The sequence below is a fragment of the Bacillus massiliigorillae genome (assembly GCF_000380245.2).
Lineage (GTDB): Bacteria > Bacillota > Bacilli > Bacillales > DSM-1321 > Bacillus_AD > Bacillus_AD massiliigorillae.
The window spans coordinates 3,248,044-3,272,594 of sequence record NZ_HG428741.1 but is presented as its reverse complement, the minus strand read 5'-3'; the positions used below and the strand labels follow the sequence as shown (position 1 = coordinate 3,272,594).

Here is a 24,551-nt window from a genome sequence, read left to right as displayed (position 1 = left end):
CAAAAGGAAGTGAGTGATTCGTTATGACTCATAGTACGTCATATTTTTATAATAATATTCCGCTTGAATATTCAAGTACAGAAGAGCAGCGCCAGCAAATTTTAGAGGAATTCCCGCCTCCTATTCTTCCAACCTCAGAAGAGACGTTCACGTTAGATAATGAGACTGCTGGGAATAATGTCAAAGTTATGTTGCTATTAAATGAGTTTTCAGTTGAAACAACGAAAACAAATAAACAATTTTTGAAGATTCGTTTTAGTAATACTAATGGTATTGTGAATACGAAGATGTGGGATAACAACGGAGAGGTAGATACATATGTGCCGTTACTGGAAGAACATTCTGTTTTTACAGTAGAAGGTAGAGTAGATGATTATCGAGGTCATAAATCGATTACTGTTCATAAATTAACACCTTGTAAGGCTGATGTTAATCCATTTTCATTATTAGCATATACGCAGCAAGATTTAAATGAAATGACTGTAGAGTTATTTACGTATTTACATGAATTACAATCACCATTTAAAGAAATTACATTAGCGGCTATGAAACGCTTCTGGAATCAATTCTCCCTTCGTCCAGCAGCTAAAGGTTTTCATCATAATTATTTAGGTGGATTATTAAAGCATACTGTTGGATTAATGCGTTTTGCGCGTTACATAATGAAAACAGAAGAAAATCATTACCAAGCTGTATTGAAATTAATAAGTATTGTTGAAAAGGCACACAAAAAAGAGCTATGGGAACAAATGAATGCAGGTGCAATTAATACGCAAAACTTAGTTTGGAAGGAAACGATTGATCATCTGTACAAGATGTTCTACGGTATGATGAATTATCAAGAAGATGAGCCGAATTACGATATTATTATGACGAGTATTCTATATCATGATATCGGAAAATTACTTGAGTATGATCACGCTGGTAAAGAATATGATGAATTCTCTTTCTTGTTCCCGACAGCGTTAGCTGATTTCAGTAATAGAAAGCCTTCCGGAATCATTATGGATCAGTTAGGAGTAATGGTTGGGCATATTCCTTATGGAGTCTTACTTTTCACAAAGGTAGTTGAAGTAGAGAATATCGCTATCACAATGGATGATTTGCATGCGGTATCCCATTGTATTTTAAGTCATCACGGTTTGCCAGAGTGGGGAGCGTGTATTCGTAGCCCGCAAACTGTAGAAGGGTATATCGTGCATATTGTTGATTATTTAGATAGTCGATATGAAAATACGGAAGTAATCAAATAGTATATTCTATGATTTTGCAGCATACAATGTAGCAATACGTGGACAACCTTTTGAAAGGGGATAATTTATGTCTATTTTTATTGCGCTAATTATTGCAGGAATCATTGGAAGTGGCATAATGGTTATTAAAACAGGTAGAGAAGAAAGACAAACAGAGAATGATTGGATTGAGCAAGAGGGAGAAAAATATATTGCTCGAATGAATGAAGAGAAAACGCGACGTTTAGAAGAGCCCCCACAAGAAGTGTCATAAATAATGTATGTACAAGGAAGCCCCATAGAAATATATCTGTGGGGCTTCTATTTTTATAATACTTTTAAATATTATTGTTTCTCAATCTTAATTTTATCATCTACAAGAACAGCCTTTAATACTTTTGATTCTGGTTCATCATAGATGAAATCAGCAATTCCGTCTTCAAGATGTTCTTGAATAGCTCTTCTTAAAGGTCGAGCACCGAATGTAGGGCTATAGCCAAGTTCAGCAAGTTTTTCTTTCACTTCCATAGGAACTTCTAATGTTAATCCTTCTGCTTGAAGCATTTCATTTAGCTCAGCAAGCATAATATCAACAATTTGAACAAGATGTTCTTTTGTAAGGCTTCCAAATTCAATAATGCTATCGAATCGGTTTAAGAATTCTGGTTTGAAATAGTTACTTAAAGATTGAAGGATAGTTACTTTTTCTTCTTCAACACCATCTTCTTTATTGAAGCCAACAGTCATGCGGTTATCGTTGACACCAGCATTACTTGTCATGATGATAACAGTGTTTTTAAAATTCACCATACGACCTTGACTGTCAGTTAGACGTCCATCTTCTAGAATCTGTAGGAACATATGCATAACATCAGGGTGAGCTTTTTCAATTTCATCAAGTAAAACGATGCTATAAGGGTGCCGTCTTACTTTCTCGGTTAATTGTCCAGCTTCTTCATGACCCACATATCCTGGAGGTGAACCGATAAGTTTAGATACACTATGTTTTTCCATGTATTCGCTCATATCAAGGCGAATCATTGCATCTTTAGTACCGAATAGTTCTTCTGCTAGTACTTTGGATAACTCTGTTTTACCGACACCAGTTGGACCAACGAATAAGAATGAACCGATTGGACGGTTTTTAGATTTTAAACCTGCACGGCTTCTTCTGATTGCTTTAGCGACTTTTTGAACAGCTTCTTCTTGACCAATTACTTTATGATTTAAGTCTTCTTGTAAGTTCTTCATGCGCTTAGCTTCGTCTTCTTGCATTTTACCAACTGGAATACCTGTTTTATTAGCTACAATCTCTTGAATATGATCGACAGTTACCACTGGTTTTGAAGTAGTGCCACTTTCGAGCATTTTTTCTAATTTTTCTTCTTCCTTACGCAAAGCTGCTGCTTTTTCATAATCTTCTTTTTCTAAAACAGATGCTTTTTCTTTGTGGATTTCTGCAAGTCTTTGATTGATTGAATCTTCACCGGCTGTTTCAATTGTTAAATTCAATTTAGAACCTGCTTCATCCATTAAGTCGATTGCTTTATCAGGTAAGAAGCGGTCTTGAATATAGCGGTGGGAGAGTTCAACTGCAGCTTGTAATGCATCATCATTATACGTTACGTCATGGAATGCTTCATAACGTTCTTTTAATCCTTGTAAAATATGGAGTGCTTCTTCTGTAGTTGGTTCATCAACTTGCACAGGTTGGAAACGACGTTCCAGGGCTCCATCTTTTTCAATCTGACGATACTCAGCTAACGTAGTAGCACCCACTAATTGAAGCTCTCCGCGTGCTAAGGCCGGTTTTAAAATGTTTCCTGCATCCATTGAACCTTCTGCAGAACCAGCTCCGACTAACTGATGAATTTCATCGATGAAGAGAATAACATTTTTTCTTGTTTGTAATTCGGAAATGAGTTGCTTCATACGTTCTTCGAATTGCCCACGAATACCTGTATTAGAAACAAGAGAAGCTACATCTAGTAAATAAACTTCTTTTGATTGAAGCTTTGTTGGAACATTTCCTTCTGCAATTCTTAAAGCTAGCCCTTCGGCGATAGCTGTTTTACCTACACCAGGCTCTCCAATAAGAACAGGGTTGTTTTTCGTACGTCTATTTAAAATTTCAATTACTCGTTTAACTTCTTTATCTCGACCGATGACAGGGTCGATTAATCCCGCTTTTGCATTATACGTTAAGTTACGCCCATACTGATCAAGTAATCCGTTACCACGCTGCGACTGACCTTGTGCTTGTGGCTGGTTTTGATTCATAAATCCTTGTTGATGAGGCATAGTAGGTTGTTCATTTGAGCCATTAAAGAATGAGCTTGCTAAAAATGGCTCAAATCCAAAAGGTGTGTTTCCCATTTTAGAAGCTGCACCTAATTTATTGCGTTCTTCTTTATAGCAAGAAGAGCACAATAAATGTTTTTCTTGATGCCCATTAACACGAAGCTGAAGTTGAACCGTTGCTTGATTTTGCTGACATTTTTCACATAACATATGTGACTCCTCCTTATGAACAATAATTTCTCCAATCCAGATAGTTAGTTTGACTTTGACTATCTTTGACCTTAACTACATTATACTTTGACCTTCTTTGACTTTCAAGTACTTTGATCAAATTTTTTCATTATGGTCAAAAAAGGAGGGAGGGGCTGCAGTTGATATTAAATTAGGTTTGAGGTAATGACGAATTTGAATGAAAAGAAAACATACAATCTCATGGTGTTTTTAACTTAACACCGTACTAAGAAAAACCGTCACCGGTCTTTTTTGCTTGATGTTTATGCTCCTTGATTTACTCCCAATCAAAACAGATTGGCTTATTTCCGAGCATAGCAGGTGTAAGGTTAGACACCCCGCAAAATTATTTACTTTCTTATCTTTAAAAAAACAAAAAGAGAGCTTGTCTGATGGCAAGCTCTCTTTACGTTATAAGAAGTATTATTGACCAGAAGTATTTAAAGCGTCTTTTAAGTCTTTGTCTTTAATTTCTACTTTTGCATCTTTAATTTCTTTTTGCATTACTTTTTGAACTTTATCACTGTCTAGTTTTGAAGCTTTTACTTGAGCTTCAATTTCTTTTTTCATTTTATCAAATGATTCTTTTTCTTTCTTATCTGTTACTTGAATGATATGGTAGCCGTGTTGAGATTTAACAGGGTCACTGATTTGATCTTTGTTTAGAGCGTAAGCAGCTGTTTCGAATTCAGCTACCATTTTACCTGGACCGAACCAACCTAAATCTCCACCCTTATCTTTAGAACCTGGATCTGTTGAATATTTTTTCGCTAAATCTTCAAACTTTTCACCAGCGTCTAATTTAGCTTTCACTTCTTTTGCTGTTTTTTCATCAGCTACTAGGATGTGACGTGCTTTAATTTCTGGTTTTACTTCATTATCGTAATAGTCTTTAAGTTCTTTATCTGTTACTTTAATGTCTTTAGTTGCAGCTTTTTCTTGTAATAAAGACAGTTTAAGGTTTTTCTTAAAGTCAGCTTCATCTTTAAATCCGCTTTGTAGAAGAGCCATTTGGAATTGATCGCCGTATTGTTCTTTTAGCTTATCCACACGCTCGTTTACTTCTTTTTCATCCACTTTATATTTGTCAGAAAGAATCTTTTCAAATACTAGTTCTTGAACGACTTGGTCGCCAGCTTTTTCTTTAAGAGCTGTATATAGTTCTTCTTTTGTAATATTGCCAGCTTTTGTTTCAACGACTGCTTCTGAATCTCCGCCACCAGAACATGCTGTTAGGCCTGCAATACTAGCTGTTAGTGCAACGGGTAGTAACCATTTTTTCATTTTCACAACTCCTAATTTTTAAAATACAGTTCTTTCATAAAACCTACTATATCATAAAATGAGTTTTGAGCAAAAATTTATTCAAGGTGAAAAGGAAATTTAGGTAAAAAATAGGCTTTTATCTAACCAATTTTGTACCTTTGACATAGAATGTAGCGAACAGAGAAAAGGAGGTATGAAAATGAGCTGCTGTAACAACAATGGATTTGCTTTATTAGTTGTATTGTTCATTTTGCTGATTATTGTGGGTTGTTCATTTGTTTGCTAAAGAAAACAGCTTGTAATCATGTTAAAAGCCTAGTCTCATGAAACAGTCTTGGAATAGTATATGGTAATTACTTCGTTAGGGGGGTGTTACCATGAGCGGCGGTTTTCACAATGGATTTGCAGTGTTAGTTGTTTTATTTATTCTTCTTGTCATCATAGGTGCTAGTTGGTTGTAAACGGAAGAGCGTCTCTAATATATATAGCAAATAGACAACATTAAATTTAAATCAGATAAATCAACCGAAATAAAAACATTACTTTTGACTAGACAGGATTTTACAACAGAATAAATAGGATATTTAGGCTAGAGAGGGGGAGTCTGTTATGTCAGGTGTCGGCGGATGCGGCGGAGGTTTCGCTTTGCTAGTAGTCTTGTTCATTCTTTTAATCATTATTGGATGTTCTTGGTTTTAAGAAATAGAGAATAAGATCCGCATAAAAACGGGTAAAATAAAAAGGTGAAGCTAAAAGCTTCACCTATTCTCATTTTACATGGCATTATGTAAAGGTAATTTTAATAAAGGATGATAGCAATAAAATTGTAAAGCATACATTAATAGTGCGGAATACTCCTGGTTGTTTCTCTTCTGGGATTTCTTTTTGTAAACATAGCTTATTTGTCATATTATTAATGTTGTACAGGATCATTCCTGCAAAAACAATAAAGGCCACAATATAAAGTGAGGGCACTGGAATTCCTCCTTACAAACATTTTCCGTAACATTACAATATCAAATTCAGAAAAAAAAAGATAGTATGGAGTTTAGAGAAAAGTCATACTATCTTATAAATCTAGTTCTTGCGAAATAGAAAACTATGATTTTCGGACCAATAATTGTATATCATCTTCGAATTCTTCAATTAAACATCTAGGTGGAGAAAAGAAGATATTCTTTAATGTTATCAAGTCAGACACACACAATCCAATATGAAGTGAAAGTAGAATCGTTAAGTAATGGGCGTAAGATGGAAACATAAGTGTACATAATAAGACAAAGGTTGAAACAACAATAAAAGGTGTTAAAAGTGTTACGATAAATAACCATTTGCTAATCGGTTCAACAATTTTAATCGTAATGATTGGTAAGTACATAAAAGGTTTATTTAAAATTTTAATTTTGCTTTTTACAAAAAGTAAAGGTAATAAATGCAAAATTTTATGGATTGGATACATAAAAAAGATAATCAATAAGAAAAAAACAATATGATTATCATTTAATCGATCACTTGCAATCCCAGTGCTAATAAAAGTATATATTATAATGAAGGAAAGTAGCATTGTTAACAGCGATAGAATAACAATTTTGTGATTACCATATTGTTTATTTAGATTGATTGATTTCCAACAATTCATTTAGTTTTCAGCCTCCAAGGGGAGATTCACGTTAAGAATAAAACACTTAGAATAATGTACGATTTTTTATTTAAAAAAGCAATAACATTTTTAAACGAAAATGCCATGATTTATAAATATATGATTAGTGTTTTAATATTATGATACATTCATTTGAATTGTTGTTTACAGAGGAGAGATTACTATGGATGATTTACAAAGAAGAATAGAGACATTAGAATACCACCAGCAGCTATTAATTAGAATGTTAAAGTTTTCGAATGATCAATTATATTATTTAATTATCCTTAAAAATTTATCCAGACAGGAAACCGAAGCATTGTTAGATGTTTGTGAATCGATGAGCGAAAAACTCCAAAAACAAAAAGCGGAAGGATATGTAACATTTTATCCGCTTTTGAATGAGTTGCAGGCTCATTTACCGAATTCAATTTCTATTAATGAGCTAGTACAGGCTTGCTTAAAGCAAGGTGTATATGTTGCTCTAATGCAAAATATGAAAGAGCTTTTAGAAGAGGGAGATTGTTTTTTTTAAACAGTCTCTACTTCTTGTTCTTGCTGTTGTGTATGAACGATTTTTCCATCTGATTCAGAGATCTTTGCTTTGATATTGGAAAATGAACTTTCAAATATCTTCATAAAATCATCACCATAAATATTTCGAATGATGGCCATAATTTCAATCATCTCTGGGAATTTTCCATACAAGTTATGAAGAGGTAATGATGCTTCGAACACCGCATTATTCGTCGGATCATAATTTTCCATTAAATCTAATAGAATTTTTTCACCTTCTTCAGTGATTTGGATATACGTATTTCGTTTGTCGTTTTCTTTTTTAGAAAATACAAGTAACTTTCTCTCTTCTAATTTTTTAGAAAAATTAAATGCTGTTGATACATGCATTACTCCAAACTTTGCAACATCTGAAATGGACGCACCGTTTAAATGATATGCAATCCAAAGAATATGATGTTCATTGATGTTTAAATCATACGGTTTAATCCAATTTTGCCAATCTTTTTCAATAGATTTCCATAAAGCTTTACTAAGCTGTGCTACTCGATGGCTGAAAAGCATTGCTTCTTTAATAGAATAATTTTTTTCTTGCATGATAGGTACACCTACTTTACAAATCATTTGTATTTATTATGACAATAAAATAAAAATTAATAAAGAAAAAATTTACTAAATTTTTTGAAATTTATTACTATTATATTTTTCTTTATCAATATTACTTACTTAAATATTATACAAGGAGAGGATTATCTCCTTGTATAATGTGGCCAATGAACTAGTGGGAACGGTAACTTCAAGCGAATGCTTATTAGCATATGTTTGAATGAATCATTTTACGTTTCGCTTTATTCTTTTTTTACCGGAATTGAAACAACTTGTTCTAATTCTCCAAGAGCACTTTCAATTTCCTTGATTCGGAATTGAATTTCGTTTTTGTGAGGTTCGATATCCTCTTTCCATGATTGGATTAGAGCTTTTACATCTGTAATAAAGAGCGAAATAGCCTCTTTACTAACTTGCGATGCAGATATCGTTTCCTGCTTCATTTCTTGTATCTTTGATTTGATATCTTGATAAATATTTTGAAAGTCATCTTTATTATTTGAAATGTTTTTGCGTAAATCTTTACCAGAAGCAGGAGCGTAAAGGAGCGTGCCAATTCCAGCAACTGCAGCACCAGCTAAAAATCCAAGCATAACATGTTTTGCATTCATTTACTTCACCTCTTAAAATATAATTTTATTCTAGTTTAGAATAGTATTGATACTATCACTTAACAAGAATAAAAGAGTAAAGTCAATAATAATTTCCAAAATGCTTAAAAATAACCATATAACTATTTTTCTACAAAAAGATATAAAATCCTTTTTTAAAAGATAAGAAAATTGATATTTTTAAAAAAATATGAGAATTAAGCTCAATATCTTGTCGAATTGCTTATGTTTTTCAGAAAAGGTAGGATAATTACCCTATCTTTCGTCCAATTTATAATGGAATCTTTCCCTATGAAAATTTCTTCTTATCTTTAAGGTAGTATATTGAAAAAAGACTATTTACCAATTATAGAAAGTTTCAAAAAAGATAATAAGAAAATTCCTATAACTTATATATATCATAAGTCACGTATAAAAAACCAATATTTTGCTGTAAATAATTATTTAAAGATAATTATTTGTGTGTGACTCTCTATTTATTCCTTGTTGGAAAAATAGCTGCTAGTAATTGTATCTTCATATTTGGAATACAAGTAAAGTAAGGTGTTGTATTTAAAAAAGGGGGAGAAGACTAGAATGATGTATATCTCTTTTTTGTTTGCCTTAATCTTTTTTTTAGGGACACTTTATTTTTTATTACATTTTCTTAATGCGGGTGTGTATCCATCAAAGTATATATTACAAAAACGGATGGTGGCTTGTTCTGTTGGAAGTGTTTTTTTCTTACTCATTGGCTTTGTTTTTCGATAGAGCAATAAAAGTCTTAATGCCATCTACCAATAAGAAAGATGGGTTAAGACTTTTTGTTTTGGTGAGTATTAAAAAAAGGATACCTATTAATAGGTATCCTCATTAAGTGTAAAATTATGCTTCAATCGGTACATTTGATTTCTTTAGAATGGCAGTAACAATTGGATAGATGATTACCATCAAAATAGCATTAATGACCATTGCTGGAAGTACAGCGCTAGCAAATAGTGCAAAGAATGATTTTGGTAAATCTGCTATCATATAAGCTGATCCTAAAAATACAGTACCAGAAATTAATGTTCCAATTACTGTTAAGAACCCGATAGTTTTAATTGAAAAATGGATTTTTTTCAATAGAACTAACAATAAGTAGAAAACAATTGCTGTAACGAATTTGTCAATTACATTAGGAATAAATCCACCAGGGAATGTTGTTGTTAAACCGGAAATAATTCCAGTTACAATTCCTAGTACGATGACATTTTTCATTTGTGGAAATAGAATAATTGCTAAAAACATCATTGTTAGCATTAAATCAGGCTTAATAAATAAAATTCCTGGAACTACAGCGTGAAGAACCGCTCCAATCCCTACTAGTAATGCCATAGAAACCAACGATTTTGTATTCATTTATAAAATCTCTCCTCTGCTCATCTAAGCTAAATTGTTTTTCCAGTAGTGCACTCTTTGCCTACTGCGAAAAAATGATTATGTGTAATTATATCATCATAGTGATTATTTTTGAACTAATATATTTGCCTCTTGGAATTTCTTCATGAAAGAAGCTAATGCTTCACAATGTTCTACTGGTACTGCATTGTAGATTGATGCACGGCATCCACCTACTGAACGGTGACCATTTAAGCCTACGAATCCTTCTTCCTTCGCTTGTTCTAAGAACTTCTTAGATAATTCATCGTTAGGAAGTGTAAAAGTAATATTCATGTGAGAACGGCTATCTTTCTGTGCATGTCCTTTGTAAAAACCTTCACTTTCATCAATTACGTTGTAAATGATGTTAGCCTTCTTCGTATTAATTTTTTCGATTTCTGCTACGCCACCTTGTTCTTTAGCCCATTCTAATACTAGAGATAATAAATAGATTGCAAGAGTTGGTGGTGTGTTATATAAAGAATTACTATTAGCATGAGTTGCATATTGTAGCATTGTTGGTAAATGTGTTAACTCGTCACTAATTAAGTCCTTTTTGATGATGACAACAGTTACACCTGATGGTCCTAGGTTCTTCTGTGCACCTGCGTAAATAACGCTAAATTTATTCACGTCAATCACTGTACTTAAAATATCACTGCTCATGTCAGCTACTAATGGAACATTTCCTGTTTCAGGATATTCTTTCCATTCAGTTCCGTAAATCGTATTGTTCGTTGTAATGTGTAAGTAAGCTGCATCATGCTCATAATTAATGCTGTCTAAAGAAGGAATATGTGTATAATTGTCCTCTTTAGTAGAAGCAGCCACTACGGCTTTTCCAAGTTTTTTCGCTTCTTTAAATGCTTTATCAGACCATGCACCAGTCAGTACATAAGCTGCTGTTTGATGATCAGATAATAGGTTCATTGGAATCATTGAGAATTGAAGACTTGCTCCACCTTGTAGGAATAATACTTCGTACTCGTCTGAGATTCCCATTAATTCTTTCAATAATGTTTTCGCTTTGTTATGAATTGCATCATACTCTTTGCTTCTATGACTTAATTCCATCACACTCATCCCAGAATTGTTGATGTTAAGCCATTCGCTGTTTGCTTTCTCCAACACTGCTTGAGGCAATGCTGCTGGACCTGCGTTGAAATTGTAAGCTCTTTTCATAATTTAGTGTCCCCTTCCACTATAGTGAAATAAAGTAGTTTAATCGTATCAAATTATGAGCAGAAAAAACATAATTTTATTAAAAAATTAAAAAATTGAGTAAATTCTACAAAAAAAGTGACTAAGAGCAAATGCTCTAGTCACTACTTTTTTTAAATATGTTGGTTAATATTTTTAGCCATTTGTTGTAATTCTTCAGGTGTGTAATCGCTAGTATTTGTTTTCCATACTGCACCAAATCCATCGCCTTCTCCGTATCTAGGCAGAAGATGCATGTGGAAATGGAAAACAGTTTGTCCAGCAGCTTCACCGTTGTTATTAACAGTATTTAAACCAATAGGTTGATATTCCGCTTTTAAGGCATTTGCAATCTTTGGTACAACGCTGAAAATATGACTAGCCATTTCAGATGTTAATTCGTAAACATTTTCTTTATGTACTTTAGGAATAACTAAAGTGTGTCCTTTTGTTACTTGGCTTATGTCTAAAAAAGCAAGTACATGCTCATCTTCATACACTTTTGAGCTAGGAATTTCTCCATTAATAATTTTACAAAAAATACAATCGCTCATTATTTCCACCCTTTCCTTATCTGTAAAAGCTTACACATATTTTACCACATTCATAAGCGATACTGGCTATTCTTTTGGGTGTTGTTTTTTAGATTGAATTGTCCTTATGGTTGTCCTTTATATCAATAATAAAGTACCAAATAATGAAAGACAGGATGCACATATAATGTACACCCTGTCCGCGTGAGGAGGAATTAATCTGTTGTAAGTTTACTTTGCTATTATATCTCTGCAACAAACACCTCATTTATTTTTTTAAATAAAATGTGTGATCGCTTATAGAGAAAGTTTCTTCGTCCAATGCAACCATCTCCTACGTTTGTAACTTTATATGTTTTACAACTTATAAAGCGATAGGATACCTGCTGCAAACACCTCATTTCGTTAGAAAAAAGTTATGTGTTTAATTGTGAACGGATAGAACTGTGCAAGCTAACCATCTCCTTGCATTTAGGAAAGCTACTTATAATTGATTTTACTGTTTAAAACAGAATACTGTCTTTAACAGACACCTCATTTCAAATTTTGAAATGTTGAATGTGACCAATCACTAGAAGAATTCCTTCCTCACTAATTATGATAACCATTTTATCGGATTATATAACAAGAAAATAAAAAAGTTTAAAAAAGAGTTTTCAGTTGCTGGAGTGTATATCATCACGATTATTTGATAAAATCAAAGGAACAAAGAAAAGCGGAGGCGCCTGTTTAGCTCCGTATGGATTGGAGCCTTCCGACTGAGATAAAGGAAACACGAAGAGACGCTAGTCAATTCGATGTTGACTTATCGTAGGGAGGTTGATGAAATCCATTAGGAGCTAGGCGCTGAAGCTGGACAAAGAAAAGCGGAAGCGCCTGTTTAGCTCCGTATATGTATGGAAGAAAGGAATAATACAATGTCACTTTTACAAATAAATGGTTTATCTGGTGGATACACCAAGAATATGGTTTTAAAAGATGTTAGTTTTGAAGTGAAGCAAGGTGAATTAGTCGGTTTAATTGGATTAAATGGAGCAGGGAAGAGTACGACAATTAAGCATGTAATCGGTACGCTGGAACCAAGGAAAGGTGAAATTACGATTAATGGACTTTCTTTAAATAAACAGCTTGAGGAATATCGTAAGCAATTTTCATATGTTCCTGAAACACCTGTACTGTATGATGAGTTAACTTTAGCCGAGCATATGGAATTAACAGCAATGGCTTATGGAATACCAGAAGCGGAATTTCATGAGAGAAAAGATAAGCTATTGAAAGAATTTAAGATGGAGAAGCGTCTTAAATGGTTTCCAGCACATTTCTCTAAAGGGATGAAACAGAAAGTTATGATTATGTGTGCTTTTCTAGTTCAGCCATCATTGTATATTGTTGATGAACCATTTGTTGGATTAGATCCACTTGGTATCCAATCACTATTAAACTTAATGAATAAAGTTAAAGATAGTGGAGCTGGAATTCTTATGTCGACACATATTTTAGCAACTGCCGAAAAATATTGTGATTCATTTGTGATTTTACATAATGGTCAAATACGTGCGAAAGGTACATTGTCTGATTTGAGAAGGGAATTTGGAATGCCAAATGCATCATTAGATGACTTATACATTGAATTGACAAAGGAAGAAGCCAATGAATAGTAATGAGCTTTGGAGTAGTCGTTTTTCCCTTTTTATACAAGAATTACAAAAGTATTTACGATATATTTTTAATGGCCATTTATTATTTGTGCTTATTATCGGGCTTGGAGGATTAGCTTATTATTATAGTGAATGGGTGAAAACATTAGATCATACATTTCCAGCTGCCCTTATTTTGGCTGTAATTATTGCTATTCCTTTAACGAATAGTCCGATTTATACATTACTGAAAGAGCCAGATATGTTTTTCTTATTACCGATAGAAAAACAGCTAGCCAAGTATTTTAATAAAAGCATACGTTTAAGCTTTGTCGTACAAAGTTATGTTTTATTAATGTTTTTGGCGGCAGCAATGCCACTGTATGCCGCGGTTGAGAACGGAGCGTTTTCTGATTTCTTTTGGATTCTCGCTTTATTAATGGTGGCAAAATACATGAATCTACGTTTGAAGTGGAGTATGTTAAAGTATCAAGACGTCTCATCTCGTTTATGGGATAGTGGAGTACGTTACTGTGTTAACTTTGCTCTAATATATGTCACGTTATCAAAAGCAGGAGTCTTATATATTTTGTTAGTGCTTGTCTTATTAGCGGCAATTACCTTGTATTTTAATAAAGTAACACAGCATAAATTATTACAGTGGGACACTCTAATAAGTTTAGAAAGTAAGCGAATGTTAACCTTTTATCGCTTTGCTAATCTTTTTACAGATGTACCAAAGTTAAAAGAAAAAATTTCACGAAGAAAGTGGTTGGATCCATTATTGTCGACTATTTCGTACAAACATGAAAATGCATATATGTATTTATATATGCGTACGTTTATCAGAAGTAGCGATTATTTAGGGTTATTTGTAAGATTAACGATAATTGGCATACTTGTTTTATGTTCATTAACTTCGTTATTACCACAACTTCTTGGTGCTGGCTTATTTGTGTATATTACAGGTTTTCAATTAATTGTGTTACGAAAACAGCATGAGAATTTAATTTGGCATGACTTGTATCCAATTCGAGAAGAAATAAAAAATAAAGAAATCCAACGCATATTAGTTAGATTACTTGTGTTACAATCGCTTATTTTTGCTGTAGTTGGTTTGATTACGAATGGGCTCAGTTCTCTAGGGGCGATTATAGTTGTATGTATCGTGATTATTTTATTATTGCGTTCATACTATGCTAAGGTTGTTCGTGCAGCACAAGATAAGTGGGATTAATTTATGAACCAGACATCTGTCTGGTTTGTTTTTTTGGATTTCTTTTGGACAAAGTAGAATAGTACATAGTTTTATTCATAAAGTGTATTAATGAGTTCAATTTGAAGGAGGCATGAAATATGGACAAACAGCGTCAAAAGGTTGCTGGTCCAATGACATATGTAGTTACGGCTTTACTTCTTTTTGCTTTTATATCGTTTTTAATCATTATGTATACTATTAATAGCGGAATTGAATTTTCCTGGGAAAAACCTGTACAAACTTATTTTCAAAATTGGAATAAGGGATTTACACATACTTTCTTTAAGTACGAAACTGAGTTAGGCTCACGATTAATTATCGGCATTATCACATTAATGCTAATGATATGGCTATGGTGGAAGAAAAGAGATTATATAGGGATGGGAATTGTAGCTATTGCGGTGGCTAGTACTGACCAGTTGAACAAGTTTGTAAAACATTTAGTTGCACGTGATCGACCATCCATTAATCCATCTATTGATGCTGTTGGCTATAGCTTTCCTAGTGGCCATGCGATGCTTACAATAGTAACTTTTTTATTAGTTGCTTATTTTGTTTCACATCATTTTGAATTAAAGGGACCAAAGGTACTTGTTTGGATGGGGGCTTTTGTACTGATTCTTCTAACTGGTATAAGCCGAATTGTTTTAAGTGCTCATTATCCTTCCGATATTGTTGGCGGATACTGCTTAGGGCTGTTTTGTTTAATTATCGCGCTAAAGCTATATAGAGTGTTGAAATCATTAATTAAGAATAAGCAAGTTCCTCTACCGTAAAAATTGAACTTATCGGATAGATAGAATATAAAAAAGGTATACAAAAAGGGATTCTTCCATCTTTTTTGTATGCCTTTTTGAGATTTGATAAAAAAATACCGATGACGGTTTTGTATATTATATTAAAAACATCGCTACAATTGTTGTGACTAGCAATCCAATACCGACGGGAATGATATTTCTTCTTGCTAGTTCGAACGGATCGACATTGCAGATAGCGGCAACAGGGATTAATGCCCAAGGTATGATTGTTCCGCCTCCAACCCAGATTGCTGCGATTTGTCCTAGTGCTGTTAATGTTGCGATACCAGATGATAAGGATTCTGAGAATAGGTGGGCAACAGATCCAGCAAGTGATATACCTGAAAAACCTGAACCGTCTAGTCCAGTAATACCACCAACAATTGTTAAGGTTACCGCAGCTATTTCTTTTGTTAATGGCACAGTGCTAGCTAACGCTGAACCAAGGTCGTTAACGATACCATGGGAGGCCTGTGGTAAATACTCCCCAATTATTTTGGTGAAGCCTGCATCACCTAAATAGAAGAATGCCGCGATTGGAATAACAGGGCCGAATACTTTAAAGCCAAATTGAAAGCCATCAATTAAATATTGAGTTGTTTTCTCTAGACCCTTATTACGATGGGCCAACATAGTAAGTAGTATAAGGATGAAGATAGCTGTTCCTCCGATTAAAGCGGTAGCATCTCCTCCTTGAAGGTTAAGAACGAACATAGCAACAACGTCTAAGGCGAATAAAAGGGGAATAAGGAAAGCGAACCATCTCTTTTGAGAGTTAGAAAGTAGAGTTTGATTCGGAGTAGAAGTATTTATGTGGGTCATGTCAGTATTAATGGCTAATTTATTTGCTTTCATATCTCGTTTTAGAAACCAGAAAGCAATGATGGTTGTGACGAGTCCCATTGTAATGACGAGAGGAATACTTGCTGAAATAACGTCACCTACTGGAATACCTGCTGCATCACCGGTTAGTTTTGGTGCTGCCTGGATAATAAAATCTCCTGATAAGGCAATTCCATGCCCGAATAGGTTCATTGCGACGGCTGCTCCTAATGCCGGCAAACCTACTCTAATTGCAACTGGAAGAAGAACGGCACCGATTAGGGCGACAGCGGGAGAAGGCCAGAAGAACCAAGAGGTTACCATCATAATAATTCCAATCGTCCAAAAACTAAGTGTGGGAGTTTTCATTAATTTAGTGAAAGGTGCGACCATAATATCGTTAATACCAGTATCCGTTAATACTTTACTCATAGATACAATAATTGAAATAATTAAGATTGTTGGTAGTAATTCTGATATGGCATAAATAAAACTATTAAAAACTCCACTAATGGAACTTGTTAAGTTATTTGTTGCTAAGACAGCAATTGTAAAGATACCGATGATACAAATGAGAGATGTATCTCTTCTCATCACCATAAATGCAATAATCCCAATGATAAAAGCAACGTAAATCCAGTGTATGAGTGTTAATTCAACCCCCATAAAAAAACCTCCCTCATCTGTAATTAGGCAAATGCCCGAAATTCTACTACAGAATATGAGGAAGATTCTATTTGGTGCTATGGCATTAAAACTTAATTGCTTATTCTTTTTCGAATGTTGGAACAAAAAATTTCGTTACAAAAGCTTCACCAGAAAAGATTTTTTGCGAACTATTTGTAAAAGTTTTCGCTGGCTTTTGGCTATGGGCATCTTGGAATGATTTTGACCGCTGCCAAGCATCGAAGGCGCTTTCGGTATGCCATTGTGTTAGAATGATATAGGTTTCAAAACCTACTGGTCGTAGAACACGAAGGGCTTGAAATCCAGGTTGTTCTTCTACTTTACCAGCGCGATTTTTGAACATATGCTCAAAGGTTGGACGACTTTCTTCTGATACAGGAATGTTGTTCATAATGACAAAACCTTCTTGTTTTAAATCGCCAATACCATCAACAATTTCATACTTTCTTGGATGTTTAAAGAGTGTAGGTTCATTCGTTTCTTGTAGTAGAATCGTTTTATCTGCACTGTGCAAGAGAATTAGTTGTTCGTTTGCATTTTTCAGTTTAACTTGACGTAAATATTCGAAAGTACCTGAAGTCATATAAATATTCATATTGATTCACTCCTTATAAAATTTTTCATTATTTAATGTGTAAAGGCTAAAAAAGTAAATTTTTCGACAATTTACTACACTATCTATACAATGGAGATTGAAAAGGATATATTGAAATTATCTGCCCATAATTAGGAAGCTACACAAACATAGCAATGTTTAGTCTTTCTATAATGTGTATGAATCCATATATATTATTCTAAACAATTCTAGACAAAAAAGACATATGCTTTACAGATATACAATTTAGAAAAATAGATTAAAAATACAAACTTCAAAGTCGAAAGGTGGATGTACGATGGTTAACAGTTTTAATGATACATTTTTAAAAGCTGCGAGAGGTGAACAAACAGATTATGTACCAGCATGGTTTATGAGGCAGGCAGGGCGTTCACAACCTGAATATCGCAAAATTAAAGAGAAATATTCTTTATTTGAAATTACGCATCAACCTGAGCTTTGTGCCTATGTAACGAGACTTCCAGTAGAACAATATAATGTTGATGCTGCGATTCTGTATAAAGATATTATGTCACCGCTTCCAGCAATAGGTGTAGATGTTGAAATTAAGTCTGGAATCGGTCCAGTTATTTCAAATCGTATTACTTCACTTGCTGACGTTGAGAAGCTTGGCGAAATTACACCTGAGGAAGATGTTCCTTATGTGTTAGATACTATTAAACTATTAACAGAAGAACAATTAAATGTTCCGTTAATTGGATTTGCGGGGGCACCGTTTACATTAGCTTCTTATATGATTGAAGGCGGTCCTTCTAAAAATTATAATAAAACAAAAGCTTTTATGTATGCTGAACCGAAGGCATGGTTTGCTTTGATGGATAAGTTGGCAGATATGACTATTACGTATGTAAAAGCACAAATAAAAGCAGGTGCAAAAGCTGTTCAAATTTTTGATTCTTGGGTTGGTGCTTTAAATGTTGCAGATTATCGTGTATTTATTAAACCAACAATGAATCGTATTTTTTCAAGCCTGAAGGAAGAAAATGTACCTTTAATTATGTTTGGTGTAGGGGCTAGTCATTTGGCTTTAGAATGGCATGACCTACCATTAGATGTTGTCGGATTGGATTGGAGATTACCAATTTCAGAAGCACGTGCAATGGGTATTACAAAGACTGTACAAGGAAATCTTGACCCTGCAATATTACTTGCTCCATGGGAAGTTATTGAGGAGAGAGCAAAGGCTATACTTGACCAAGGTATGGCACAACCAGGTTATATATTTAACTTAGGTCATGGAGTATTCCCTGAAGTAAATCCAGATGTGTTAAAGAAATTAACAGAATTTATTCATACGTATTCGGCATCGAAGTAATTATTGTGCGAATCATAAGGAAGTAAGACATTAACTATTCTAACAAAGGTGGAAGAATTACATTGAAGAATAAAATTGGGTTATTAGTTATGGCTTATGGGACTCCATATCGTGAAGAAGATATAGAACGTTATTATACACATATTAGAAGAGGGCGAAAACCTTCTGAAGAAATGCTACAAGATCTAAAGAATCGTTATGAGGCAATTGGAGGGATTTCACCACTTGCTGCTATTACAGAACAACAGGCAAAGGCGCTGGAACAACGATTAAATGAGATTCAAGATGAAGTAGAATTTAAAGCTTATCTTGGATTAAAACATATTGAGCCTTTTGTAGAAGATGCAGTTACACAAATGAAAGAGGATGGTATTGAAGAAGCGGTAAGTATCGTTTTAGCACCACATTTTTCTACATTTAGTGTGAAATCTTATAATGGTCGAGCTTTAGAACAAGCGGTAAAAATAGGCGGTCCGCACATTACATGTGTGGAGAGCTGGTATGATGAGCCGAAATTTATTAATTATTGGGTTGAGCGTGTGAAAGAAACAGTTCAATCTATGAGTGAGGATGAACGTAATCAGATGGTAATGATTGTATCAGCTCATAGTTTACCTGAAAAGATTCTTCTACATCAAGATCCATACCCAGAACAAATTCGAAAAACTGGGGAACTAATTGCTCAAGGTGCAAATATTGCGAATTGGGAAATGGGATGGCAAAGTGCTGGTAACACACCTGAACCTTGGCTTGGACCGGACGTACAAGACTTAACGAAAGATTTATACGATGAATACGGATATAAAGCTTTCATGTACTTACCAGTAGGATTTGTATCAGAGCATTTAGAAGTTCTGTATGATAATGATTACGAATGTAAAGTAGTAACAGATAAGTGTAATGTGTCTTATTATCGTCCATCAATGCCAAATGTACATGAAGATTTCATTGATGCGATGGCAACGGTTGTATTACAAAAATGTAAAGTGAATGCATAGAGAATAAAGCTACCCGGGTATAATGAGGGTAGCTTTTGCTATTGTTTAAATATAAAATAAAAAAATATTTACAATTTAAAATAGATATGATAAATTGTTATTTGTACTTTATGACCAAATTGGTCATTCGGTCATATTTTATTACATAAGGAAATGTAGAGGTGGTTGAATGGCAATTGATCGCAAGCAACTTATTATAGAAGCGGCGACTAAATCATTTTCACTATTTGGTTATAAAGCTACAACGATGGATCAAGTGGCTAAGCTTGCGAATGTTGGAAAAGGAACGATTTATAACTTTTTCACAAATAAAGAGCAGCTGTTTCAAGAAATCGTTCATTCGCTTATTTTAGAGATTAAAAGTGCAGCTGAAGAGAGTCTTAAAGAAGATCAAAACTTTCATGAAAATTTACAAGCGGCTCTAAATCAGATTCTAGAATATCGAACAAAGCATCAGTTTATGATGAAGTTGTTTGAAGAAGAACGTGAAATGGGAACACCAGCTGTAGCTGAGATGGTTAATCGAATAGAATTAGCCATTATAGCATACATTCAAGAGAAAGTTGAAATCGCAGTGAACAAAGGAGAAATAACTGTTTATAACTCCGAGGTATCTGCTTTCTTAATGTATAAGGTGTATAAAGCTTTAATCTTTGATTGGGAGAAGAATCATGAACCATTGAAGAAAGAAGAAATCGCCAAGATTTTTCAAAATTTTATTTTTAAAGGATTATCAAACTACTGATAGTCCTCATTTTAAACACATATATGACTAAATGAACAAATCGGTCATGTGTTCGAGGGGGAGAAGCATGAAAGGAAACTCATTCTTGGGAGAATGGAAGTCTATTTTTACAAATAAGGCACTTTTAATCCCAATAATCGCTGTAATGTTAATACCAGTTATGTATGCTGGAATGTTCCTTTGGGCATTCTGGGATCCGTACGATAAGTTAGAGGATTTGCCAGTTGCTATTGTTAACGAGGATAATGGTGCCTCATTCGAGGGTGAAGAGCTTCATCTTGGGGATGAACTAGTTAAGAATTTAAAGAAAGATAAGCAGTTTAATTTTATTTTTGTTGATAAAGAAAAAGGCTATAAAAATTTAAAAGATCAAGATTACTATATGCTTGTAGAAATTCCGAAAGATTTTTCGGGAAATGCAACAACGATTCTTGATGATACGCCAAAGAAATTAGAGTTGAAGTATGTACCAAATGAAGGGTATAACTTCTTATCTGCACAAATCGGTGAAACAGCTATAGAAAAAATTAAAGCAGCCGTATCTGAAAAAATTATTAAAACATACTCAGATACAATCTTTGATAAGATGCAAACAATGGCAGATGGATATCAAAATGCAAGCGATAAAGCAGGCGAATTATTTGATGGTGCATCAAAAGTAAGTGATGGAAATAAAACAATGAAAGAATCACTTGCTACACTTGCTGCGAAACAAATTGAGTTCAAAAGTGGAGTTGACACAATCTATGAAGGTGTTGGCAAACTTAGCAGTGGCTCAGATACGTTAGCTAGTGGTGTTGGCCAATTAAGCGATAAGTTTGGTGATATTCAAAAGGGTGGATCTGAGGTAAAAGCTGGTATCGATACACTTGCTTCTAAAAGTAAAGAATTAAATTCAGGTATGAATACGGCTTATTCAAAAACAAATGAACTTGTTAATGGAGCCAAGGAACTTCATAGTGGTTCAGTAGAGATTCAAAATGGCTTACAAGCTTTAAATGGAAAAATTCCTGCATTAGCTGAAGGAGTTAAGGAAGTTTCTGCTGGTGCTAAAAGTATATCGGATAATGCCAATAAGTTATCAAGTGGTGCTGGTGCTGTAGCAGAAGGAGCTAAAAACTTACAAAATGGCTTACAGCAATTACAAAACAGTTTATCTGCACTTCCACCAGAGGTACAACAACAGCTTTCAGGTGTTGTGTCTCAACTAGTTACAGGGAGTCAACAAGTAGCCGCTGGTAGCCAGGAAGTTGCTACCGGTAGTAAATCGTTAGCAGCTGGCAGTAATCAATTAGCTAATGGTGGTACAGAATTAGCTTCCGGAGCAAATGCTGCTCAAGCAGGTATTGATAAATTAGCTAATGGATCACAAACTTTGACAGCTGGACTAAATCAACTTAGTAATGGAGCATCAGCTCTTCATGATGGTTTGGGTCAATTAAGTGATGGTACTGGTCAATTAATTACCGGTGTTGGTCAGCTTCAAAAGGGTCAAAACACATTAGTAGCAGGTATGCAACAATACGGAAGTAAAATGAAAGAAGCTTCTAAAGGCGCACTAGAACTAAACCTTGGATTACAAACTCTCTCAGGTGGTGTTACTCAATTAGCTGATGGCTCTAATCAGTTAGCCGATGGAACAAGTAAAATTTCAGCAGGTGCTAATGAATTAGCAGATGGTTCAGGTAAAGTTCAAGATGGTACAAAACAATTTAAAACCGAGCTTGGTGATGCTGCGAAAGAAAGCTCAAAATTAAATGCTACAGAAAAAACATCTGATATGATGTCTGAGCCTCTTGCAGTTGATAAAGAAGCAGTCGATCATGTTCCAAACTATGGTACAGGATTTGCACCGTATTTCTTATCACTTGGATTATTTGTTGGTGCTTTAATGCTTTCTATTCTTTATCCAATGGTAGAACCAGCTGTCATTCCGAAAAATGGATTTAGCTGGTTTGCTAGTAAATTTGGTGTATTAGCTATTGTTGGGATTATCCAAGCATTAATTGCATCAGCAATTCTATTAGTTGGATTGAAGATTGAAGTACAAAGCGTTCCGTTATTCCTTCTATTTAGCATTGTAACAAGTTTAGTGTTTATTGCTTTAATTCAATTCTTTGTTACATGCTTCGGAAACCCAGGACGTTTCATGGCGATTATTATTTTAATACTGCAATTAACAACGAGTGCAGGAACATTCCCACTTGAGTTAATTCCAACACCATTACAATTCTTTAATTCATTCTTACCGATGACTTATTCGGTTCAAGGGTTTAAAGCGGTTATTTCAAGTGGAAACTTCAGTTTTATGTGGTCTAATGTAGCCATCCTTGCAGGATTCATCGTTGTATTCATGCTTGGTACATTGTCTTACTTCATGTTGAAGTTTAAGAAATCATATAGCAAGTTTTCAACAGAAGAAACAGCATAAGGCTCAAAGAAGCAGTCGCATTTGCGGCTGCTTTTTATATGGAGTTATTGGAGATATGAAGCTTGATAAGAAGTATGTACTTTAATATTTAGGTCAAAAAAATACCAGTCGCAATAATAGGCGACTGGTTCATGATCTCTTAGAGATAGTCAAGGGATATCTCTAATTTGTATGTACGAGTTAGGGGTGTACATACAAAAGCAAAGAGGGAGTATGAGTCAGAAATCTGACATCACAATATGGAAGCAAAATACTATTTAAGTATTTTGACGAACCCAAAGTAATTAAGACAAATGGTTACATTGATCACATTTGTTACCATAGCATTCATGTTGTTCTTCAATTTTGTTACCACACTCAGTACATTTCTTTGGTGGTAGGTTTTTGAAAAATTCGATACTACTTTGAATCATTGGATTACCTCCTAATTCAGATTATTTAGAAAATAGTATTCTTAAAAAATCGATGGATTAAATTTGGTATGTTCATATTGTATTATAACAGAGTTGTTCGTGTCAATTATGTTTTATAACAATTTTTATATTTTTTTGTAAAATGGGCCAAAATTTCTTCATTTTAGCTTGAATTAGGAGAGGATAAGAACATATAGGCAGAGCGGTTGAGTTACTACTCTTTGTTTGATTATAATCAGGTTAGGAATTATAAAAATAATGCCTATTGTGTTGTATTGGAGGAAATCACATGCTTTTTATAGATAATAAAGGGATTACAGATCCACAAATTAACCTAGCTATTGAAGAATATGCTTTAAAGAATTTAGGCACAGATGATTCATATTTACTGTTCTATATCAATGAGCCATCTATTATTATTGGGAAGAATCAAAATACGATTGAAGAAATTAATACAGAGTATGTTGAGAGCAATGGAATTAAAGTTGTGCGACGTTTATCAGGTGGAGGCGCAGTTTATCACGATTTAGGTAACTTGAACTTTAGTTTTATTACGAAGGATGATGGAGATAGCTTTCATAACTTCCGCAAGTTTACAGAACCTGTTGTACAAGCTTTGAAGAAAATGGGTGTTCATGCAGAACTAAGCGGACGTAATGACCTTCTAGCAGAAGGTAGAAAAATTTCTGGGAATGCTCAATTCTCTACAAAAGGTAAAATGTTTAGCCATGGTACACTATTATTTAATTCCGAAATGGACCATGTGGTGTCTGCCTTAAAGGTACGAAAAGATAAAATTGAATCAAAAGGTATTAAATCAGTTCGAAGTCGTGTAGCAAATATTTCCGAATTTCTGTCTGAACCAATGACAATTGAACAATTTCGTTCGGAGTTATTGAAGAATATTTTTGAAGGTTATGAAGAAATTCCTGAGTATGTGCTGACGGAAGAAGATTGGAAAAACATCCACCAACTTTCTAAAGAACGATACCAAAGTTGGGATTGGAACTATGGTAAATCACCTAATTTTAATATTCATAATTCGAATAGATTTCCTGTAGGACTTATTGAATTTCGTTTAGAAGTGAAAAAAGGTGTAATAGAACAGTGTAAAATTTTTGGTGATTTCTTTGGAGTCGGTGATGTGAAAGAGATAGAGAATCTTCTTGTAGGTGTACAATATGAGAAGGGCGCTATTGAAGATGCATTAAGTGAAGTGAATGTTCAGCATTATTTTGGTAATGTAACAAAAGAAGAAATTGTCCATTTAATTTATTAATATAAAAAAGCTGACAT

Annotated in this window: 27 protein-coding genes; 15 read left to right on the top strand and 12 right to left on the bottom strand. The window is 34.1% G+C overall.

Annotated features, from left to right (window positions below):
- Positions 1–23: 23 nt before the first annotated feature.
- Together TX86_RS15110 and TX86_RS15105 are read left to right on the top strand one after the other, a co-directional pair.
- On the top strand, positions 24–1,253 hold the full coding sequence (locus tag TX86_RS15110) for an HD domain-containing protein (RefSeq protein ID WP_042349671.1): 1,230 nt from the start codon (positions 24–26) through the stop codon (positions 1,251–1,253).
- 67 nt (positions 1,254–1,320) lie between these two features.
- The gene (locus tag TX86_RS15105) at positions 1,321–1,506 is read left to right on the top strand and encodes a sporulation YhaL family protein (RefSeq protein WP_042349670.1); all 186 of its coding nucleotides are present in this window, start codon (positions 1,321–1,323) and stop codon (positions 1,504–1,506) included.
- 71 nt (positions 1,507–1,577) lie between these two features.
- Here TX86_RS15105 and TX86_RS15100 read toward each other — a convergent pair whose 3' ends face one another.
- Complete coding sequence (locus TX86_RS15100; protein WP_042349669.1) at positions 1,578–3,743, bottom strand: ATP-dependent Clp protease ATP-binding subunit; 2,166 nt, start codon at positions 3,741–3,743, stop codon at positions 1,578–1,580.
- Positions 3,744–4,187: 444 nt separating this feature from the next.
- Entirely contained in the window at positions 4,188–5,048 is an 861-nt protein-coding gene (locus TX86_RS15095; RefSeq protein ID WP_042349667.1) for a peptidylprolyl isomerase, read from the bottom strand.
- A 175-nt stretch (positions 5,049–5,223) separates the two neighbouring features.
- Between TX86_RS15095 and TX86_RS26330 the strand changes: the two genes are divergently transcribed.
- The 3 genes from TX86_RS26330 to TX86_RS15090 all read left to right on the top strand — a co-directional run bounded on the left by TX86_RS26330 (position 5,224) and on the right by TX86_RS15090 (position 5,729).
- On the top strand, positions 5,224–5,316 hold the full coding sequence (locus tag TX86_RS26330; RefSeq protein ID WP_081707671.1) for a YjcZ family sporulation protein: 93 nt from the start codon (positions 5,224–5,226) through the stop codon (positions 5,314–5,316).
- 91 nt (positions 5,317–5,407) lie between these two features.
- Entirely contained in the window at positions 5,408–5,491 is an 84-nt protein-coding gene (locus tag TX86_RS25835) for a YjcZ family sporulation protein (protein WP_052343687.1), read from the top strand.
- 148 nt (positions 5,492–5,639) lie between these two features.
- Positions 5,640–5,729: a YjcZ family sporulation protein gene (locus TX86_RS15090; RefSeq protein WP_042349665.1), complete on the top strand. Its 90-nt coding sequence runs from the start codon at positions 5,640–5,642 to the stop codon at positions 5,727–5,729.
- An 84-nt stretch (positions 5,730–5,813) separates the two neighbouring features.
- On the opposite strand, the gene TX86_RS15085 is transcribed toward TX86_RS15090, so the two are convergent.
- Both TX86_RS15085 and TX86_RS15080 read right to left on the bottom strand, forming a co-directional pair.
- Positions 5,814–6,005, bottom strand: coding sequence for a hypothetical protein (locus TX86_RS15085; protein WP_042349664.1), 192 nt, complete (start codon positions 6,003–6,005; stop codon positions 5,814–5,816).
- A 124-nt stretch (positions 6,006–6,129) separates the two neighbouring features.
- Positions 6,130–6,669 (bottom strand): DUF3267 domain-containing protein, encoded by a 540-nt coding sequence (locus TX86_RS15080; protein ID WP_042349662.1) that lies wholly within the window; start codon positions 6,667–6,669, stop codon positions 6,130–6,132.
- Positions 6,670–6,853: 184 nt separating this feature from the next.
- Here TX86_RS15080 and TX86_RS15075 point away from each other — a divergent pair, with 184 nt between their 5' ends.
- Positions 6,854–7,204: a DUF1878 family protein gene (locus TX86_RS15075; protein WP_042349661.1), complete on the top strand. Its 351-nt coding sequence runs from the start codon at positions 6,854–6,856 to the stop codon at positions 7,202–7,204.
- Here the strand turns inward: TX86_RS15075 and TX86_RS15070 are convergent.
- Positions 7,201–7,782 (bottom strand): HTH-type transcriptional regulator Hpr, encoded by a 582-nt coding sequence (locus TX86_RS15070; RefSeq protein ID WP_042349659.1) that lies wholly within the window; start codon positions 7,780–7,782, stop codon positions 7,201–7,203. The genes TX86_RS15075 and TX86_RS15070 overlap by 4 nt on opposite strands.
- Before the next feature lie 251 nt (positions 7,783–8,033).
- The gene (locus TX86_RS15065) at positions 8,034–8,402 is read right to left on the bottom strand and encodes a YtxH domain-containing protein (RefSeq protein WP_042349657.1); all 369 of its coding nucleotides are present in this window, start codon (positions 8,400–8,402) and stop codon (positions 8,034–8,036) included.
- A gap of 576 nt (positions 8,403–8,978) precedes the next feature.
- Between TX86_RS15065 and yhzF the strand changes: the two genes are divergently transcribed.
- Positions 8,979–9,152 (top strand): membrane protein YhzF, encoded by a 174-nt coding sequence (gene yhzF, locus TX86_RS27910; RefSeq protein WP_500676232.1) that lies wholly within the window; start codon positions 8,979–8,981, stop codon positions 9,150–9,152.
- 114 nt (positions 9,153–9,266) lie between these two features.
- On the opposite strand, the gene TX86_RS15060 is transcribed toward yhzF, so the two are convergent.
- The 3 genes from TX86_RS15060 to TX86_RS15050 form a co-directional block, all read right to left on the bottom strand.
- The gene (locus TX86_RS15060) at positions 9,267–9,782 is read right to left on the bottom strand and encodes a tryptophan transporter (RefSeq protein ID WP_042349655.1); all 516 of its coding nucleotides are present in this window, start codon (positions 9,780–9,782) and stop codon (positions 9,267–9,269) included.
- 105 nt (positions 9,783–9,887) lie between these two features.
- Positions 9,888–10,985: a 3-phosphoserine/phosphohydroxythreonine transaminase gene (gene serC, locus TX86_RS15055; protein ID WP_042349654.1), complete on the bottom strand. Its 1,098-nt coding sequence runs from the start codon at positions 10,983–10,985 to the stop codon at positions 9,888–9,890.
- Between the two features lie 152 nt (positions 10,986–11,137).
- On the bottom strand, positions 11,138–11,557 hold the full coding sequence (locus TX86_RS15050; protein WP_042349652.1) for an HIT family protein: 420 nt from the start codon (positions 11,555–11,557) through the stop codon (positions 11,138–11,140).
- Between the two features lie 896 nt (positions 11,558–12,453).
- On the opposite strand from TX86_RS15050, the gene TX86_RS15045 reads away from it, so the two are divergent.
- From TX86_RS15045 to TX86_RS15035, 3 genes are all read left to right on the top strand, one after another.
- Positions 12,454–13,194: an ABC transporter ATP-binding protein gene (locus TX86_RS15045; protein ID WP_042349651.1), complete on the top strand. Its 741-nt coding sequence runs from the start codon at positions 12,454–12,456 to the stop codon at positions 13,192–13,194.
- Positions 13,187–14,410 carry an ABC transporter permease gene (locus TX86_RS15040; RefSeq protein ID WP_042349649.1) on the top strand — a complete coding sequence of 408 codons (1,224 nt, stop codon included), beginning with the start codon at positions 13,187–13,189 and terminating at the stop codon, positions 14,408–14,410. Before TX86_RS15045 ends, TX86_RS15040 begins: the two co-directional genes overlap by 8 nt.
- A gap of 119 nt (positions 14,411–14,529) precedes the next feature.
- Entirely contained in the window at positions 14,530–15,207 is a 678-nt protein-coding gene (locus TX86_RS15035) for a phosphatase PAP2 family protein (protein ID WP_052343686.1), read from the top strand.
- A 117-nt stretch (positions 15,208–15,324) separates the two neighbouring features.
- Here the strand turns inward: TX86_RS15035 and TX86_RS15030 are convergent, their stop codons facing one another.
- Together TX86_RS15030 and TX86_RS15025 are read right to left on the bottom strand one after the other, a co-directional pair.
- Complete coding sequence (locus TX86_RS15030; RefSeq protein WP_042349648.1) at positions 15,325–16,716, bottom strand: hypothetical protein; 1,392 nt, start codon at positions 16,714–16,716, stop codon at positions 15,325–15,327.
- 100 nt (positions 16,717–16,816) lie between these two features.
- Positions 16,817–17,332: an antibiotic biosynthesis monooxygenase family protein gene (locus tag TX86_RS15025; protein ID WP_042349646.1), complete on the bottom strand. Its 516-nt coding sequence runs from the start codon at positions 17,330–17,332 to the stop codon at positions 16,817–16,819.
- A 298-nt stretch (positions 17,333–17,630) separates the two neighbouring features.
- Between TX86_RS15025 and hemE the strand changes: the two genes are divergently transcribed.
- The 4 genes from hemE to TX86_RS15005 all read left to right on the top strand — a co-directional run bounded on the left by hemE (position 17,631) and on the right by TX86_RS15005 (position 22,842).
- Complete coding sequence (gene hemE / locus TX86_RS15020; RefSeq protein WP_042349645.1) at positions 17,631–18,668, top strand: uroporphyrinogen decarboxylase; 1,038 nt, start codon at positions 17,631–17,633, stop codon at positions 18,666–18,668.
- Positions 18,669–18,730: 62 nt separating this feature from the next.
- Positions 18,731–19,666, top strand: coding sequence for a ferrochelatase (gene hemH, locus TX86_RS15015; RefSeq protein WP_081707670.1), 936 nt, complete (start codon positions 18,731–18,733; stop codon positions 19,664–19,666).
- A 169-nt stretch (positions 19,667–19,835) separates the two neighbouring features.
- Complete coding sequence (locus TX86_RS15010; protein ID WP_042349643.1) at positions 19,836–20,411, top strand: TetR/AcrR family transcriptional regulator; 576 nt, start codon at positions 19,836–19,838, stop codon at positions 20,409–20,411.
- Between the two features lie 67 nt (positions 20,412–20,478).
- Positions 20,479–22,842, top strand: a complete 2,364-nt coding sequence (locus tag TX86_RS15005; RefSeq protein WP_042349642.1) for a YhgE/Pip domain-containing protein — start codon at positions 20,479–20,481, stop codon at positions 22,840–22,842.
- 284 nt (positions 22,843–23,126) lie between these two features.
- On the opposite strand, the gene yhfH is transcribed toward TX86_RS15005, so the two are convergent.
- A complete protein-coding gene (yhfH, locus tag TX86_RS26325; RefSeq protein ID WP_081707669.1) occupies positions 23,127–23,255 on the bottom strand; it encodes a protein YhfH in 129 nt (42 codons plus the stop codon).
- Between the two features lie 289 nt (positions 23,256–23,544).
- Between yhfH and lplA the strand changes: the two genes are divergently transcribed.
- On the top strand, positions 23,545–24,534 hold the full coding sequence (gene lplA / locus TX86_RS15000; RefSeq protein WP_042349640.1) for a lipoate--protein ligase: 990 nt from the start codon (positions 23,545–23,547) through the stop codon (positions 24,532–24,534).
- The last annotated feature ends 17 nt before the right edge of the window (positions 24,535–24,551 follow it).